Consider the following 16684-nt stretch of genomic DNA (forward strand, 5'->3'; position numbering starts at 1 on the left):
TTGCGCGGCTAAGGTGCAGCGACACTGACGGCGAAGGCATATTCTGTTGCGACTTCTTTTAAGCTGTCATAACGCCCGCTTTGGCCTTGGTGGCCCGCATCCATATTAATCTTCAGCAGGATAGGCGCGTTGCCGTTTTGGTGATCACGGAGTTTCGCGGCCCATTTGGCGGGCTCCCAATATGTTACGCGCGGATCGGTCAGACCGCCCGTAATTAACATCGGCGGATAGGTTTTTTCTCTGACCTGGTCATAGGGCGAATAGGACAGCAAGCGGTCATAGGCGTCTTCGTCTTCTATTGGGTTACCCCATTCCGGCCATTCTGGCGGTGTGAGGGGGAGGCTGTCATCTGACATCGTGTTGAGCACATCGACAAAAGGCACAGCCGCAATAACGCCGGCGAAAACCTCTGGCGCTTGATTAACAGCCGCCCCGACAAGCAAGCCGCCCGCTGAACCCCCGTGTGCAATAATTTTTCCTTCTGACGTTTTACCCTGCGCAATTAACGCGCGGCCCACATCGACATAATCATTAAAGGTATTGATCTTTTTCTCCATTTTACCGTCCAGATACCATTGATATCCTTTGGCTTGACTGCCGCGGATATGGGCAATGGCGTAAACAAATCCGCGGTCAACAAGAGACAGCCTTGATGTGCTGAACCCCGCTGGAATTGTAATGCCGTATGACCCGTAACCGTAAAGCAAGCAGGGGCTATCCGCATTGGGCGGTGTGTCACGGTGATAAAGAAGGGTGACTGGCACAGCTTGCCCGTCGCGAACTGTGATGGAAAACCGCTCTGTCTTGTAATGGCTTGCGTCATGGCCGCTAGGGATAAGCTGCGTTTTGCGTAGGCGCTTTTCGCGCGTGTCCATATTATAGTCAAAGACTTGGCGCGGGGTTGTTGGCGATGAATAGCTATAGCGCAGCCAAGGTGTATCAAATTCAAACCCGCCCGAGAGGCCCAGCGCATAGGCGGCCTCGTCAAAGGCAATGCTATGGGTATCACCGCTGCGCAAATCACGAATATAGACAATCGGCAAAGCGTCTTCGCGGACCATATAAACCAAGTGATTGGCATAAGCTTCCATACCCAAAATTAGCTGTCCTGGCTGGTGCGGGATCAGGGGCTTCCATGTGGCGATGTCCGGGTTTTTGCTATCGGCCACCATAATCTGAAAATCGACGGCGCCGTCCTTATTGGTATGGATGTAAAGCGTCTCCTCTCCTGTCACTGGGTCTGGGCGCTCTGATACGCTATATTCATGGCCTGTCTTTCGCGCGGCAATGCACTGCGGTGCGGCGGTTGGTGTGCCCGACGGGATACGGTGAATCTCACTGGTCGTGTGATTATGGCTACTAATCTCTATATAGCGTCCGCTATCACTTTCGCTAATGGAGACGAAAAAACCTGGGTCGTCTTCGCGGTAAACAAGGCGCGGCGTGTCATCTGCGTCCATAACGTCTTTGGCAAACACCGCATAGGGGCGTTGGTTTTCGTCCCGTTCGACCCAAAATATTGTGCGGTTGTCCCGTGCCCATTCCAAACCGCCGGCAGAGCGCGTTATACCTGTTTCGCGCGGCTTGGTTTCCCCCGCTTTGGTTATAAAGACCTCGTAATTTTCAGATCCCTTGCGGTCGACGGAATAAGCATACCAATTGTGGTCCGGGCTATGGGCGGTATCACCCAAATCAAAAAAATCAGAGGTCTGACCATTGATTTCGCGTTTGGCTTCAATATCGGCGTCTAGCAAAAGAACTTCATCGCCAAAAGGGTCACGCGTAACGGGGTCGCATGATTTGCGCGCATAAATTCCGTGTTGATCACCTTTGCGGTAGCGGTGATAATAGCTGTATGCGCCGTCAGGGCTGGGCACAGAACTATCCTCGCTTTCGAGCCGCCCTTTCATTTCTGAAAATATAGTCGCTTCCAAATCAGATAGCGGGGCGAGCACAGATTTTGTATAGGCATTTTCCGCCTCCAGATGGGTGCGAATATCGGGGTTCAAAAGGGATGGGTCAGCCATGACCGCTTGCCAATTTTCATCCTTCATCCAATAGTAATCATCAACGCGCTTGCGGCCCAACTGTTCTATAATATGAGGTCGTTTTTCTGGACGTGGCGGCGTTTGGGAAAGGTCGATTTTATACGGCATGATGGCTCCTTTTTCAGCTAGCCCATAGGGTTAAATCCTGATGCGAACAAGTCTGCAATTCTGTCATTTATTAACACACCATAAAGGGACGCAAATTATAGTTAACCCAGATTAGTTTATTAAACAGGACGATATATGTCAGGTCAGCCCCAACATGGTGGTTCATTGCCCGTGCCGCAACGGCCGACGCAAGCCCGTCCGTTATCACCGCCGCCTGTCAATTCGCCCGCCACCCCAGCACGCCAGCCGACACCCCAACGGGCACCCCATAAGGCTGTTCCCCATAATGTCGCGCCGCCAGCAATACCAGCGGGTCAGGCTAGGCCGCGCCCTGTTTCGCCGCAAGTTGCAGGGCCTTCAGCCCCATCGCTGAATAGTTTACCAACAGAGCCGCGCACGCAAATGCCGCCGGCTCCGCCCCGTCCCCCTAAGCCGGTAGCTCCGCCTGCCGAACCGACGCCTGCGCAAGGGGACGAAGGCCCCCCGTCTACGGCTGATGTGCGCCGGTCTTTGGCAAAGCGTCTGTCTGATGTCATCTGTATCCCAGCAAGCCAGCTAACGCCGCAGGAACGCCATATGGCAGGTGATGTCTTGGTGGAAATGCTACGCGAAGCTGATATCGAGCTGCGCGAATCTGTTGCCAAACGCTTGGTCATGCTAAACGAGGCTCCACGAACAATCCTCGTCTTGCTCGCCAAAGATAATATTCGCGTTGCCAAACATGTGCTTGAAAATAGCAAGAGCTTGACTGATTCAGACCTCATCCAAATCGCGCGCAAAGTATCGGGCGAACACCGCAAAGTTATGGCGCAACGCCGCCATGTCTCGGATGCTGTTGTTGATACCATTGTTGAATTTTTGGACGAGGATGTTGTTATTACATTGCTCAAGAATAAAGGCGCGCAATTTAGCGAAACTGCGCTGCAACGCATCTTAACCGTGTCACGCGCACATAAAGACTATATCAAATATCTGATTAAGCGCGAAGAATTACGACCGTCCCATGGCTTGACCATGTTTTGGTGGGCGGATGAGGCTGACCGCAAGAAAATTCTGGCGCGATTTGCTGTTACCCGGTCTGTCTTGCAAGATAGCTGTTGGGACCTTTATCCCAAGGCCGCTGCAGAGGGTTGGTCCGATGCGGCAGTGCGTAAAGCGCTGCAATTTATTGAACGCCGTCAACGCAACCGTGCCGCGACAGAGCGGTCTGATTTTGAGGATTTAGAGGCCGCAATTGACGCCGCCGAAGTGCAAGGTATTACGCGCGATTTGACGGAAGAAATTTCCTATATGGCCGGGATTAAACCAGCTACCGGGGCCCAAATTTTAACGGATAAGGGCGGCGAGGGGATTGCTATTCTATGTAAAGCGCCAGGCCTAAAGCGCGAGCATATTGTTAAATTATGGAAGGCCCTTCGTCGTCCAGTGAACGGTGCGGATGGAGAATATCATCCAGACTTGGCCCGCGTTATCGCGGCCTATGACGCGATATCAACAGATAAAGCCCAAACTGTACTGCGTTATTGGAACTGGTCGTTGACATCATCGCTGAACCCCGAAGTGCTGCGGCATATTCGTGACGGCGTTGTGCCCAAAGAAGAAGACCACGGCGCAGCGGCGATTACAGCGGCGCTTGTGTTTGGTAATCGGTACTAAGGCCCCAAATTTTCGCGCGGCAAAGCTGCCCACAAGATTCGTAATAATTTCCCGTCTTAAACCTTTAATTTTGTCTTAAGGGGCGCTAGACACAAGGTCTGTGCTTGCCATGCGAGCACTTATATCGTTTGGGGAGAACGCTTTGTTTCGCTACGTCTTTATACTGACCTGTGCGCTGGCTTTGTTTTGGCTGGGTATGTCTGGCTATTTCAAACCAATGCTATTGACACTGGGTGGGATATCGATTGCAACCGTTGTATTTATGACGGCCCGCATGAAGATATTTGACGGCGAGACTGTGCCCTATCTTTATATCCCTAAAACACTGGTTTATTTTACGTGGCTTGGTGGTGAAATTTTCAAAGCCAATATTGCGGTTCTGCGCGCGGTTCTGCGCCCTGATATGGCGATTAGCCCGACAATGGTGCGTATTCCTTTGCGTAAACATTCCGATATGGGGGCCGCCATGTTCGCGAATTCTATCACGCTAACGCCCGGCACGGTTAGCGTTGAAATGGATGATGATACCATCCTCGTTCATGCGCTTGTGTCCGAGATGGCCAATCCTGATGATTTCATGGAAATGAGCGAACAGGCAGGATGGGCGATTGGTGACGCCCCTGCTGCGACCCGTCTGGCGGGAGAGCGCATATGAGCATGTTAGAGGGCATGGGCTATTTCAATCTGGCTGCGGCGTTTTTCATTCTGGTCAGCATGGGTTTAATGCTCGGGCGGCTTTTGGGTGGGCCCACGCTTTATGACCGCCTATTGGCCGTCAATTCCTTCGGGACAAAGACTGTTCTGTTTCTCTGTATTTTCTGTTTCGTCATTGGGCGTCCTGACGGTGTGGATATTGCCATTTTATATGCGCTGATGAATTTTATCGCGACAATCGCCGTTTTGAAATTTTTTGCTTATCGCGCGCTGGATGTGTCTTTGCTGGGGGATCCGTCGCCAGCGCCTTCATTGCCGGAGGACCAGACATGATTATCGCGACTATCATGATGGCGGGTGCCGAAGCGACGAGCCACGCGCCAGCGGGCATCACGCTTAATTTCACTCAGATTCTTTACGGCCTGCGTGTACTGATCGCTGGCGCGGCTATTCTGGTCGGCTTGTTCTTTTTATTGGCTGGCACATTGGGCGTCTTGCGATTGCCTGATTTTTACACCCGAATTCATGCTGCTGGTATGACAGATACGCTGGGCGCGGAGCTTATTCTTCTGGGTTTGATGGTGCAGTCTGGCTTTTCCCAAATGACGCTCAAGCTTTTGTTCGTGGCTTTCTTTTTGTTGCTCACCGGACCTACCGCGACACATGCGGTTGCCAATGCCGCCTACCGCGCAGGATTAAAACCACAGCTTGGGCCATACCGCGCGCCTGATGTGGACACCATCCGCAAAGCGGGTCGTCCGGGGTTATAGGGGAACGAAATGCCAAATGTGCTTATTTTAGATATTGGCCTTATGGCCATTTTGGTTGTCGTGGCCTTTGCCATTGTGCGCTTGCGTTCGCTGTTTGCGATTGTGATGCTACAAGGCGTGTATAGCCTTGTCAGTGCGGCGTGGTTTGTTTCCCTGGATGCCGTTGATGTGGCCTTTACAGAGGCCGCTGTGGGCGCGGGTGTGTCCACCGTGCTTATGTTATCAGCGATGCTGCTGGCAGATAGGCAGTCAAATCCCGTATCACCCCAGCGCCGCATCGGACCGCTTATCGTTGTTCTTATCGCAGGGCTTGCGATGTTTTATGCCATTGGCGACATGCCTTATTTTGGCGACGCTAATTCACCCGCTAATAGCTATGTCGGTATAGAATATATCGCGCGTACGGCTGAGGATATACATATTCCAAATGTCGTCACCGCCGTGCTGGCAAGCTACAGGGGGTTTGATACATTTGGCGAAACAGTCGTGATTTTTGCGGCTGGCATAGGGGTGCTTTTACTGTTGGGCCTTAACGGTAATGCAGGGAAATGGCGGGCAAGACCAAACGGCGTTGACGTCTCGACGGCCCAAGCCCCATCAGCCCAAATTTTGGCCGATAGCGCATCAGCGCAACCGTCATTGGAGGAGTTGTCATGAACCCCCATGTTATTCTTCGCGTCGTTTCTAAATTCCTTATTCCGCTCATCGCGCTTTACGGCTTTTATGTCCATTTTCATGGGGATTACGGTCCGGGTGGTGGATTCCAAGCTGGCGTTATAATCGCGGCCTCTGTGATTTTATATGCGCTTATTTTTGGTATTGATGCGGCGAAAAAAGCCGTTCCGCCCTCTGCCGTGCGTGTTGGGATGAGCCTCGGCGTTTTGCTATACGGCGGGACAGGCGTAGTGACATGGATGTTGGGAGCAGAATATTTGAATTACGGTGTGCTGTCTTATGACCCGTCGCACGGTCAACATTACGGTATCTTGGCTGTAGAGCTTGGCGTTCTTTTCGCAGTAGCGAGTGTCATGCTCGCGATTTTTTATGCGTTTGGATCCCGCCAACCCGACCTGTCAGATGAGGATTGGTAGTCATGACTGATTTTCTACTGGGACATTTCAATTACGCCGTCGTCATTGTTTTGATGATGACGGGGCTTTATGTCGTTTTTGCGAGCGGAAACCTTATCAAGCGCCTTGTCGGATTATCCGTGTTTCAAACCTCGGTGTTTTTGCTTTATATCACCATCAGCAAAGTCGAGGGCGGACAACCGCCTATCGTGGCCGAGAAAAAAGACGGTGACCATGCGTCCATGGCGGATGCCGTCCAAGTCGCGGCGGCAGGACCCGCTTCGACCTATGGGGGCCATGCTTCCGATGTTATTTATTCTAATCCCTTGCCGCATGTTCTTATCCTGACCGCGATTGTGGTGGGTGTTGCGACCCTCGCGATTGGGCTGGCGCTGACTGTGCGTATTCGGGAAGTTTACGGGACGATTGAGAAGGTCGAGATCGAAGCGCTGGATTATAAGTTTAACCTTGAGGGGACGGCTGACTAATGGATATTTTGTCCTCTGTACTCGATGTTGCACCTGCTTGGTTGCTCGTTCATGGGTCTGCTCTAATCGTTGTGCTGCCGTTAATGGTCGCCGCTGTTTTGGCTGTCATGCCAAGCGAGCGTGTGGCTTGGGCCATTGCTTTAATGGTCGCTATTATCTGCGCAGTTTGTGGCTTTGTGCTTGTGGCGCAAGTTTACGGCGGCAATCAAGTCACCTATTCCATGGGCGGATGGGATCCGCCGCACGGTATTGGATATGTCGTTGACGGCTTGTCTGCGCCCATCCTACTGTTGATTTCATTGATGGCCGTTGTGTGTTTACTCTACGCTTATCCGTCTGTGCGGGTCGAGGTCGAGCCCAAAAAACGCGCGCCGTTTTACGCCGCCGTTATGGTGTGTTTTGCGGGTCTTTTGGGCATGGTCGCCACGGGTGACGCGTTTAACGTTTTCGTCTTTCTCGAAGTGTCCTCTATTGCGACCTATGTTCTTGTCGGTATGGGGGCGAGCCGTGACCGCCGCGCGCTAACTGCCAGTTTTAACTACTTAATATTGGGCTCTATCGGCGCGACGTTTTTTGTTATCGGGCTTGGCTTTCTCTATATGGAGACGGGCACACTCAATATGGCCGATATGGGCCGTATATTGCGCGACCTCGACGGTGGTAGCCGTGTGGCTCAGGTGGGCTTTGCTTTCATCGTGATTGGCCTGGGACTAAAGCTTGCGATGTATCCTTTGCATTTATGGTTGCCCGACGCCTATGCGCACAGCCCGTCTTTTGTCACCGCATTTTTGGCGGCAACAGCGACTAAAGCTGCGCTTTATCTCTTGCTGCGCTTTACTTTCACAATCTTTGCCGTCGACTTTAGCTATGTTGGCCCTGTGGACACAATATTCCTCGCCGGATTTGGTATTATCGGCATGTTGCTGGCCAGTTTACAGGCGATTTTCCAGACCGATGCACGCCGCGCGCTGGCCTATAGCTCTGTGGCGCAAGTGGGCTATATGCTTCTCGGCGTTGGCCTTGGCACAGCGGCTGGTTTGGCGGCGGGTTATATCCACTTGCTTAATCACGCCATTATCAAGGGCGGTTTATTTATTGCGCTGGGTGCGTTTTGGTATCGTTTTGGGATTACACGAATTTCTGATTTCTCCGGTCTTGGCAAGACAATGCCGTGGACAATGGCGGCCTTCACCATTTCAGGACTATCGCTCATTGGTGTGCCGTTTACGGCTGGCTTCGTATCCAAAGTTAACTTGGTTGTCGCGGCATGGGAAGCGCAGTCCTATTGGGCGATTGGCGTTGTTGTTATCGCGTCTATTATGGCCATCATCTATATCGGTAATATGCTCCGTCATGCCTATTTTGGGCAGCCGCCCGTTGTGAACGGTGATGTCGTGGCGAAAAACGAAGCGCCGCTCATGATGCTCATCCCCATGTGGATTCTAGCCATTGCGTCTATTGCGATTGGTACAAATGCTGACTTTATGACTGCGCTGGCAAACCAAGCGGCCGACGTGCTGATACCCTTATCACAGGGAGGTTTGCCATGACCTATAATCCTGAATTTGCTATGGCTTTATTGTTGGTCATTCCGCTTCTCGCGGCGGGTTTGATTTACGTTTCCCGGAAACAGCCTAATGTTCGCGAAGCTTTTACAATCATTGCCTCGCTTCTATTGCTGGCCAATGTTGTCTATCTTGTGACGCAAGTCGCGGGCGGTGCACGCCCTGAACTGCATCTTGGTACCTTTGCGGGTAAGTTTGAAGTTAAGTTTCAATTAGAACCTTTGGGCGCGACCTTTGCGGCCATTGCCAGTTCTCTCTGGTTCTTAAACTCGCTTTTCGCCATTGGTTACATGCGGGGGAATAAGGAAAAACACCAAGCGCGGTTTTACGGTTTTGTTGCTATCGCGATTGCGGCAGCCATGGGTATCGCGGCGTCGGCCAATCTGATTACGCTGTTTATTTTCTACGAAGCGCTTACGCTATCGACTATTCCGTTGGTGACCCATAAAGGCGATAAAAAAGCCATTCGCGGCGGCACGATTTACACTGTGATTTTGATGGGCACGTCGCTCGCCCTATTGCTGCCCGCTATCATTGGTGTGCAAGTCATTGCGGGCACGACCGATTTTGTTGTGGGCGGTGTCTTCCCCGAAGGCACGACCTTGCTAACAACGTCAATTCTGCTGCTGCTCTTTGCGTTTGGTATTGGTAAGGCGGCCCTGATGCCTGTACATCCTTGGCTACCCAATGCGATGGTCGCGCCGACGCCTGTTTCGGCTTTGCTGCATGCTGTTGCGGTTGTGAAGGCTGGTGTATTTACAATGTTAAAAGTCGTCGTCTTTACATTTGGCCCCTCTGTGACGGCGGCAACGCCTGCGTCGACATTCTTGTCATGGCTCGCCGCGTTTACGATTGTTATGGCGTCCGTAATTGCGCTTCGCCAAGATAACCTCAAAGCACGGCTGGCCTATTCAACCGTGTCGCAACTCGCCTATATTACGCTCGGCGCTATGTTGGCCGCGCCTATGGCGATTGTTGGCGGTGCGCTACAAATTGTTATGCACGCTTGGGGCAAAATTACTTTGTTTATGTGCGCAGGCGCGATCTACACCGTCGCCCACCGCACAGAGATATCCAAGCTTGATGGTTTGGGCCGCTCTATGCCGTGGGTCTTTGGCGCGTTTCTCATCGGCTCTGTGTCTATCATCGGTATCCCGCCCATGGGTGGATCATGGCCAAAGTTTTTCTTGATGGCAGGTGCGCTGGATAGCGGCAAATCAATTTTGCTCGCGGCGTTAATCGCGTCATCAGTACTGAACGTGATTTACCTTATTCCGATTGCGGCACGCGGATTTTTAAAGCCGCCGCAAAACCCCGAAGAAGATGCCCATATTCGCGTGCTGGCAAAACAACACCGTTGGGTGATTATCCCGCCTGTGTTGACCGCCTTTGGTGCCTTTGTCCTGTTTTTCTTTGCGGGGCCAATTGTTGACTTCCTCACGCCCATATTGCCGGGCGGCGTTTTAAGCGGAGGGGCATAAAATGTCAGATAATTCCGAAACAGAGCTTACTGAGCCCGCTGCGCAAAATCATCATGAAGGCGAAGACCTCAGCAAAATTCATCCCTTTGCAGTGCCGTTTCTATGGTTGGGCAATCCGAAATTTGAACGCAATTTCATCTGGTTTCCAGTCGTCGGCTTACTGATTACAATTGGCTTGGGGTTTGTCTACCATCACAAGCATCCTGCGCCCTGGGACTTTTTCGCAAGCTGGGCCGTCATTGGCTTTTTGGCCTATAGTTTTGTTGTGCTGTCCGCTGAACCCTTATTTAAGCTTTTGTCTCGACCAGAGGATTATTATGACGACGGCAATACTTTGCCGCCCATAAAAGAGCATAAAGGAGACAGCCATGACTGATCTTCTGTTCCAAATTAATCCCGGCATCATCATAATTTTGTTTGGCGTGCTCTGCGCGCTCACACCTATTGGCACTATTCGCAAAGCCCTTTTGCTGGCTGCGCCTATTATTGCGGGTGTCATGATTTTTCAGATTTATGACCGCCAAGAAGTTCTGGCGGGTATAATTGATATCGGCCCCGTGACGCTGACAACCTTGAGAATTGACAGCCTGTCGATGATTTGGGGCTATGTCTTCTGTCTTGCAGGTGTCCTGAACGCGATTTACGGCTTTCACGAGAAATGCAAAATCACAGACAGCTCTGCGCTGATTTATATGGGCAGTGCGATTGCTGGCGTCTTTGCGGGCGACTTGCTAACACTGTTCATATTCTGGGAAATGGCGGCGATTTCGTCCGTTTTCTTAATATGGAAAGGCGGCGAGGGCAGCTTTAAGGCAGGTGTGCGCTATCTGGCTATTCATGTGTTATCTGGTGTGCTTTTACTGGCGGGGGCAGTGATTTACGGTCTGTCCAAGGGGGGTGATTTTAGCTTTGGTTACATCGGTTTAGACGCCCCTGGTGCGTGGCTTATCCTGCTCGCTATGGGTATCAAGGTTGGTTTTCCCTTCATGCATAACTGGATGCAAGACGCCTATCCCAAAGCCTCTATTACGGGCACAGTTATTCTGGCGGCCTTTACGACCAAGCTTGCGCTTTATGCACTGGCCCGTGGTTTCCCAGGTACCGAAATCCTGATTTATATCGGTGCGGTCATGACCTGTTTCCCGGTCTTCTTTGCCGTGATTGAAAATGACTTACGCCGTGTTTTGGCTTACTCGCTCAATAACCAACTGGGCTTTATGGTCTGCGGTATCGGTATCGGGTCAGAGCTTGCGATGAACGGTGTGGCGGCGCAGGTGGTTGCCCACGTTATCTTTAAAGGGTTGCTGTTTATGTCCATCGGCGCGGTTATGTACCGTGTCGGCACAGCCAAAGCGAGCGAGCTAGGCGGGTTGTTCCGGTCCATGCCGTTCTCGACACTCTTCTGTTTGGTCGGGGCGATGTCAATTTCGGCTTTCCCGCTGTTCTTTGGTTTTGTTACAAAATCAATGATTATCTCTGCCGCGATAGAGGCCGCACATGGGTCCGGGATTATGTGGGTCGTGGTCGGTATGTTACTGTTTGCGTCTGCGGGTGTGATGGAACACTCCGGCATTAAAGTGCCGTATTTCACCTTCTTCTCACATGACGGGGGTCACCGCGTGAAAGAAGCGCCGTGGAATATGCTCGTTGCGATGGGGCTGTCCGCCTTTATCTGTATCTTCTTTGCGCTGCCTGTTATTGGCTATCCGCTGCTTTATTCTATGCTGCCTTATGCGGTGGACTATAAACCCTATACGGGTGACCATGTTGTCTATCAGTTGCAATTGTTATTTGCGGCAATGGTGGCCTTTGCGCTGCTGAAACGTCTTGGGGTTTACCCGGACGAGCGGCGTGCGGAAATCCTCGACTTTGATTGGACCTACCGCAAATTAGGGCGCAAGACAGCGATGTGGATCAACGCCATGTGGGCGCGATTATCAGAGCATACTGGCAATGTCCGCGACGCCATGATTGGTGGTGTGGGGCGCAAGATGTCCCAAATGTTTAGCCCCGCCGGTGCCTTTAGTGCCGCCGCGCCTAGCGGTATCGCGTCCATCCTAACGGGTATTATGCTTATCGCTGTGCTGATGTTGATATTCTTGAATGGATAATGACGCGGATGATAAGGACGCGCGTCTAGCGCATATGGTGGCCATCACGACCGCCTATGTTAGCCATAATAAACTAAACCCTAACGATGTGCCGGGGTTTATGCGCTCTGTCTTTGGGACGCTAAGCGCTTTGTCAGACGGTGAGGGGATTGTGAAAACAACGCAGACCCCCGCCGTGCCGATTGAACAATCGCTGACGGATGACGCGATTATCTGCCTAGAGGACGGCTTGCCGTTCAAATCGCTTAAACGCCATCTACGCAGTAAATATGATATGACGCCGGAAGCCTATCGCCAGAAGTGGGGATTACCAGCAGATTACCCGATGGTCGCCCCGAATTACGCCAAGGCCCGATCAAAGCTTGCCCGGCAAAGCGGCTTGGGTCGAAATAAGCGCGACTAGCCCTGCGCATAGCCAACCGAATCGGATGCGTGACAAAAAACGTGGTTAATAAGGTCTTAACCTTTGATTTGTCTCTTGCTGACTCTTGTCCGATTCAAAATATTTCCAGAAAGTTAATCCATAGACGGGGCTGTTACTGGCCGGGGATTACAGGGACTATCATGCTACAGGGGAATGCGTTACGGCACCAAATGGTGTTGCCAGAGCAGCAATCAATTTATGATTATTGGCGGTCTCGTTGCAAGGCTGGGGCCTTTCCGTCGCGCTATGATTTGGAACCCGAACGGATGGTCACCCATTTGCCAATGGTCAGCATCATCGAAGTGGACAATACGGCCAGCCAAAACCGATATCGCTACCGTTTGGCGGGAACGGGTTTCTGGTCTTTATATGGTCAAGAAATTCAAGGACAATATATCGATGATTTGCCTATTGGCGATCGTCACCATTACTGGGAGCGCGTGCTATCAGGTGTGATATCAAAACGCCGTCCAACCGCAGGCGTCACGCGGCCCGGCACGCCATCAGGTGGACATTTGGCACAGTTTTGGATTCGACTGCCGCTATCGTCCAATGGGACTGATATTGATATGATACTCGGCTATGATCATTTGGTGAAAATGTCAGATGCCGAACGCAGCCTGCCACAAGGCCGCACAGCGGCGTCTCAAATCTATGCCTAATCTATAGCTTGTCCTATTAAGATTTGACTTTTTGATATAAATTTTGACCCGTCTTAAGACGTGTAGTGGGTCTAAAATAGGAAATAAGTCCTATCACGATATAGGAAAATATTCCTTTTCATGATAATTTCATCTCTCATACACAATGGGGGTATCATGAGAATTGAGATTAGAAAAACGGATGATGACACTGTCGCGCGACTGTGCGTCGGGCTTGTGACATTGGCTTTGGGCTTGCCCCACCGCGATGTTTTCAACCATGCTGACCGTGCTGGCGACACCGTTATGATCCGTCAATTAGCGCTCTACCTGCTTTATAATGTTTGCGAGATGAGCCAGTCCCGCCTTGGGGCGATCTTTGCGCGTGACCGCACCACCGTACGATATGCGTGTAATGCTGTTGAGGATCAACGCGATTATGATGTCTTTGACCGGATGATTGACCGCCTAGAAGATGACCTTCGTGCTATCGTAAAACTCCCACAATCCTTGGCGGAGGAAATGGCATGAGCGGACACATCACCCCCAAAGACCGCGCCTTATTAAAGCGGATGATCGCGCAGAAGTCCGTCATATTTGATAATGGCGTCAAAGGTATCTTGCCCGTATATCCGCGCGGTGATCGCCGGACAAAACCAACAGGCTGGATTGACCGTGCGTGTTTTTTGCGCCTTTGCGGGACAGGTGACCTTACCGCTCTGCAGACTGGTTTTGGTGTTGCGCAAGGCACAGCGGCGCGGCTGTCCAACCCTGTGCCAGAACGCGCCATGTCGGAACAACATTTAGGCCGCGAGACAAAGACGGTTTATACCCCCGACGCCGCGCTGCGTGATGTGCGTATGAGTAAGACAGGCGGCTCGCTGCGGCGGCTCGCGCGTAAAAAGCACCGCGACGGCACGCCCGTGCTAAGCGCGGCTATGGTGGAGGCAGGCGAGCGCTTCTCACGGGATTATTCGCGCACACACGGCGGTGATACGACCACCCAAAATTACGCGGCGCCCATGGTGGACGGCGGCAGTTCCCCGGGCGAGCGCGCGTCAACCCAAATGGCGGTGCGTCTTGACAGTGGCAAACGACTGGCCGCAGCCCACGAAGCGCTGGGCCCGGGCCTTGACCGTGTCGTCATTGCGATTTGCTGTAATGACCATGACCTCACCCAATTAGAACGGGACGAGAAATGGGCCGCGCAGAGCGGTATGACCGTCTTGCAACTCGGCTTGTCACGATTGGTTGACTTTTACGGCACAACAGTGGGTATCAATGTAGGGCAGGGGCGCTCTAACGCTAAGCCCTTAGCGCAACCTCAGCCTCAGTTTTAATCCGGCCAATCATCGCTTGCAGCCCGTTAGAGCGCTGCGGCGATAGATGCTCTGATAAATCAAGCCGCTTTAAGATATCATTGGCATTGATGTCGATGATTTCTTGGGCGGTACGATTTGAGAATATTGCCAGGGTGACCGCGACCAATCCTTTAACGATATGGGCATCGCTATCGCCTCTAAATATAAAGCGGTCATTGTCGCGTTCGCTCACAAGCCAGACTTGGCTGACGCATCCTTTGACTTTGCTAGCCTCGTTTTTTTCCGACGGCTCAAGCGGAGCAAGGTTTTTGCCCATATCGATAACGTGCATATAGCGCTCCTCCCAATCGGTCAGAAATTCAAAATCATCAATCATCTCGACGATATTATCGGGCAGAGTGTTGCTGTTGAACGCGCTGTTATGAGGGCTAGAATCTGACATAATGTGCATATAGGCCTTGGTCTGAGGAAAGCCAAACATATTGCCGAATAATGGGGCCACCTGCGACAACGTCACTGAAATTCGGGCGAAAGCCACCACTTTACACCCTTTTAGGGCGAAAAGAGTCGCTCTTAAGGTTAAAATCAGGGCAGATTAGACCCGTATAAATAAAGGAGTGGCCTATCACCGCCACACGGTCAACATATCTGCGCCCATCAAAGGGCCTATTAATCAGCAGCCTCATATGGCTTTGCGTGATAGCGACGCTGTTTGTTGTCGGTGTTTTACGCGGTATGGATATGACTAGCCTTGCACCTTACGCAGCTATTGCCTGTTTGCCAGCCATTGTGGGTATCATGCTTAGTCCCGTCCTAGAGCGCGAATGGGCGCAAATACTTGTGATTTTTTCTTGGATAGCGCTCGCAATTGCGGCCTGTGTGGGCATCACATTTTGGCCAATGGCAATCCTCTTTCTGTGTGCGCCTGCTGCGGCGGCGCTATTTGAGCGTGAAAAACTCATCGAAGCCTTGTTTTTATCGGCTCTGTTTGCCGCTGTCATTTATTTGGCGGGGCGAACCGGGAACTTGCCGGCCAGTGATGTTGGCCAAGACGCCAGCCTTTGGTCTCGATTGGCGGCTATGACGGCGGTGGGCACGTTTTTGATTAGTACCCTATTTGCGTCCAGTCACAGCGCACCGCGCACTTATGTGCCTGATCCAGCGGCTACCATACCCGCTAACCGCGGGGATGTTGATGTGGCAATGTTGGACGCGTTGTCTGGCGGCATTGTTCGCCTGACCAGCGATGACGAGGTAACCTTTGTTTCTATGGACGCCTATGATCTGTTTAATCTGCCAGAAGATTCGGGGCATTTGACCATACACGCATTGTTGTCTGGTACGCCGCATGTGCGTGACCGTGTGATTGATTTAATCGCGCGCGCGCGGGCTAGCGGTAATCCTGAAATGATTACGCTGACCATTCCAGGCGGTGATAACGGCCCGCCGCCGCAAATCATTGATTTGCGTGCAACCCCGCTGACCGACGGCGAAGTCGTGCTGCATGGTCTGGACGAAACGGCGCGTGAGGACCGTATCGCGGCTCTCAACGCTGATTGGGTGGCCGCCCATGAAAATATTACCGCCACGCGCCAAGATATGGATGATAAGACATTGTTCTTCTCTGGCGTCAGTCATGAACTGCGCACACCACTCAACGCGATTATTGGTTTTTCTGATATGATGCGCTCGCGCCTGTTTGGGCCACTGCCAAGCAAATACGCCGAATATGCCGACCTTATTCATGACAGCGGGCAGCATATGCTCGACTTGATTGGTGATGTGCTTGACATGTCCAAAGTCCAAGCGGGCAAATATGAACTGAATTACGGCATGTTTGATATGGCCGACGTTATCCGAAGTTCTGTTAAAATGGTGCGTCCCGCTGCTGATGCGGCCGAGGTGTCACTGAACGTCAATATTGCGGCTGATGAGGACATGCTGATTGATGCGGACCGCAAAGCTGTGCGGCAAATCCTGCTGAACTTATTATCAAACGCGATTAAATTTACGCCCAAAGGCGGTGCCGTTGATATTGGCAGCAAGATTGTCGCCGACACATTGCACTTAACGGTTTCTGATAACGGTGCAGGTATGAACGCCGCAGAGCTTGCCCGTATCGGACAGCCCTTCACCCAAGCCAAAAGCGGACAGATGTCTGATGAACGCGGCAGCGGCCTTGGCTTGTCGCTGGTGAAATCCCTCACGGATCTGCACGGCGGGCGGTTCTCTATCGCCAGCCAGAGGGATAATGGCACCAGCGTTGATATTTATTTGCCGCTCACACACGACAGCTAACCACACACTCGATTCACAATAAAAAGCCCGCCAATTACGGCGGGCTTT

18 protein-coding genes are annotated in these 16684 nt (G+C 52.0%); 16 read left to right on the forward strand and 2 right to left on the reverse strand.

What is annotated here, in order from left to right; all coding sequences use genetic code 11:
• Positions 1–8 precede the first annotated feature (8 nt).
• Positions 9–2156 (reverse strand): S9 family peptidase, encoded by a 2148-nt coding sequence (locus tag AB6B37_RS03550; RefSeq protein ID WP_371397529.1) that lies wholly within the window; start codon positions 2154–2156, stop codon positions 9–11.
• A gap of 135 nt (positions 2157–2291) precedes the next feature.
• Here AB6B37_RS03550 and AB6B37_RS03555 point away from each other — a divergent pair, with 135 nt between their 5' ends.
• The 15 genes from AB6B37_RS03555 to AB6B37_RS03625 all read left to right on the forward strand — a co-directional run bounded on the left by AB6B37_RS03555 (position 2292) and on the right by AB6B37_RS03625 (position 14356).
• Positions 2292–3812, forward strand: coding sequence for a DUF2336 domain-containing protein (locus tag AB6B37_RS03555; protein WP_371397530.1), 1521 nt, complete (start codon positions 2292–2294; stop codon positions 3810–3812).
• Positions 3813–3954: 142 nt separating this feature from the next.
• Positions 3955–4467 carry a Na+/H+ antiporter subunit E gene (locus AB6B37_RS03560; protein WP_371397531.1) on the forward strand — a complete coding sequence of 171 codons (513 nt, stop codon included), beginning with the start codon at positions 3955–3957 and terminating at the stop codon, positions 4465–4467.
• Positions 4468–4469: 2 nt separating this feature from the next.
• Complete coding sequence (locus AB6B37_RS03565) at positions 4470–4799, forward strand: monovalent cation/H+ antiporter complex subunit F (protein WP_371398403.1); 330 nt, start codon at positions 4470–4472, stop codon at positions 4797–4799.
• Positions 4796–5236: a monovalent cation/H(+) antiporter subunit G gene (mnhG, locus tag AB6B37_RS03570; RefSeq protein ID WP_371397532.1), complete on the forward strand. Its 441-nt coding sequence runs from the start codon at positions 4796–4798 to the stop codon at positions 5234–5236. Before AB6B37_RS03565 ends, mnhG begins: the two co-directional genes overlap by 4 nt.
• Positions 5237–5245: 9 nt before the next feature.
• The gene (locus AB6B37_RS03575) at positions 5246–5893 is read left to right on the forward strand and encodes a DUF4040 domain-containing protein (RefSeq protein WP_371397533.1); all 648 of its coding nucleotides are present in this window, start codon (positions 5246–5248) and stop codon (positions 5891–5893) included.
• Complete coding sequence (locus tag AB6B37_RS03580; RefSeq protein WP_371397534.1) at positions 5890–6327, forward strand: Na(+)/H(+) antiporter subunit B; 438 nt, start codon at positions 5890–5892, stop codon at positions 6325–6327. Before AB6B37_RS03575 ends, AB6B37_RS03580 begins: the two co-directional genes overlap by 4 nt.
• 2 nt (positions 6328–6329) lie before the next feature.
• Entirely contained in the window at positions 6330–6794 is a 465-nt protein-coding gene (locus tag AB6B37_RS03585) for a cation:proton antiporter subunit C (RefSeq protein WP_371397535.1), read from the forward strand.
• Positions 6794–8344 (forward strand): monovalent cation/H+ antiporter subunit D family protein, encoded by a 1551-nt coding sequence (locus tag AB6B37_RS03590; protein ID WP_371397536.1) that lies wholly within the window; start codon positions 6794–6796, stop codon positions 8342–8344. The genes AB6B37_RS03585 and AB6B37_RS03590 overlap by 1 nt, the downstream gene beginning before the upstream one ends.
• Complete coding sequence (locus tag AB6B37_RS03595; protein WP_371397537.1) at positions 8341–9840, forward strand: proton-conducting transporter membrane subunit; 1500 nt, start codon at positions 8341–8343, stop codon at positions 9838–9840. Before AB6B37_RS03590 ends, AB6B37_RS03595 begins: the two co-directional genes overlap by 4 nt.
• A gap of 1 nt (position 9841) precedes the next feature.
• A complete protein-coding gene (locus tag AB6B37_RS03600; RefSeq protein WP_371397538.1) occupies positions 9842–10216 on the forward strand; it encodes a hypothetical protein in 375 nt (124 codons plus the stop codon).
• Positions 10209–11951, forward strand: a complete 1743-nt coding sequence (locus AB6B37_RS03605; RefSeq protein ID WP_371397539.1) for a Na(+)/H(+) antiporter subunit D — start codon at positions 10209–10211, stop codon at positions 11949–11951. Before AB6B37_RS03600 ends, AB6B37_RS03605 begins: the two co-directional genes overlap by 8 nt.
• Positions 11944–12354, forward strand: coding sequence for a MucR family transcriptional regulator (locus AB6B37_RS03610; protein WP_371397540.1), 411 nt, complete (start codon positions 11944–11946; stop codon positions 12352–12354). Before AB6B37_RS03605 ends, AB6B37_RS03610 begins: the two co-directional genes overlap by 8 nt.
• 161 nt (positions 12355–12515) lie before the next feature.
• On the forward strand, positions 12516–13037 hold the full coding sequence (locus tag AB6B37_RS03615; RefSeq protein ID WP_371397541.1) for a PAS domain-containing protein: 522 nt from the start codon (positions 12516–12518) through the stop codon (positions 13035–13037).
• Positions 13038–13193: 156 nt separating this feature from the next.
• Complete coding sequence (locus tag AB6B37_RS03620; RefSeq protein WP_371397542.1) at positions 13194–13547, forward strand: helix-turn-helix domain-containing protein; 354 nt, start codon at positions 13194–13196, stop codon at positions 13545–13547.
• The gene (locus AB6B37_RS03625; protein WP_371397543.1) at positions 13544–14356 is read left to right on the forward strand and encodes a DUF6456 domain-containing protein; all 813 of its coding nucleotides are present in this window, start codon (positions 13544–13546) and stop codon (positions 14354–14356) included. Before AB6B37_RS03620 ends, AB6B37_RS03625 begins: the two co-directional genes overlap by 4 nt.
• On the opposite strand, the gene AB6B37_RS03630 is transcribed toward AB6B37_RS03625, so the two are convergent.
• Entirely contained in the window at positions 14322–14780 is a 459-nt protein-coding gene (locus tag AB6B37_RS03630) for a SufE family protein (protein WP_371397544.1), read from the reverse strand. The genes AB6B37_RS03625 and AB6B37_RS03630 overlap by 35 nt on opposite strands.
• A gap of 254 nt (positions 14781–15034) precedes the next feature.
• Between AB6B37_RS03630 and AB6B37_RS03635 the strand changes: the two genes are divergently transcribed.
• Positions 15035–16636 carry a sensor histidine kinase gene (locus AB6B37_RS03635; RefSeq protein ID WP_371397545.1) on the forward strand — a complete coding sequence of 534 codons (1602 nt, stop codon included), beginning with the start codon at positions 15035–15037 and terminating at the stop codon, positions 16634–16636.
• Positions 16637–16684 lie beyond the last annotated feature (48 nt).

The sequence above is a fragment of the Fretibacter rubidus genome (assembly GCF_041429785.1).
GTDB lineage: Bacteria > Pseudomonadota > Alphaproteobacteria > Caulobacterales > Maricaulaceae > Fretibacter > Fretibacter rubidus.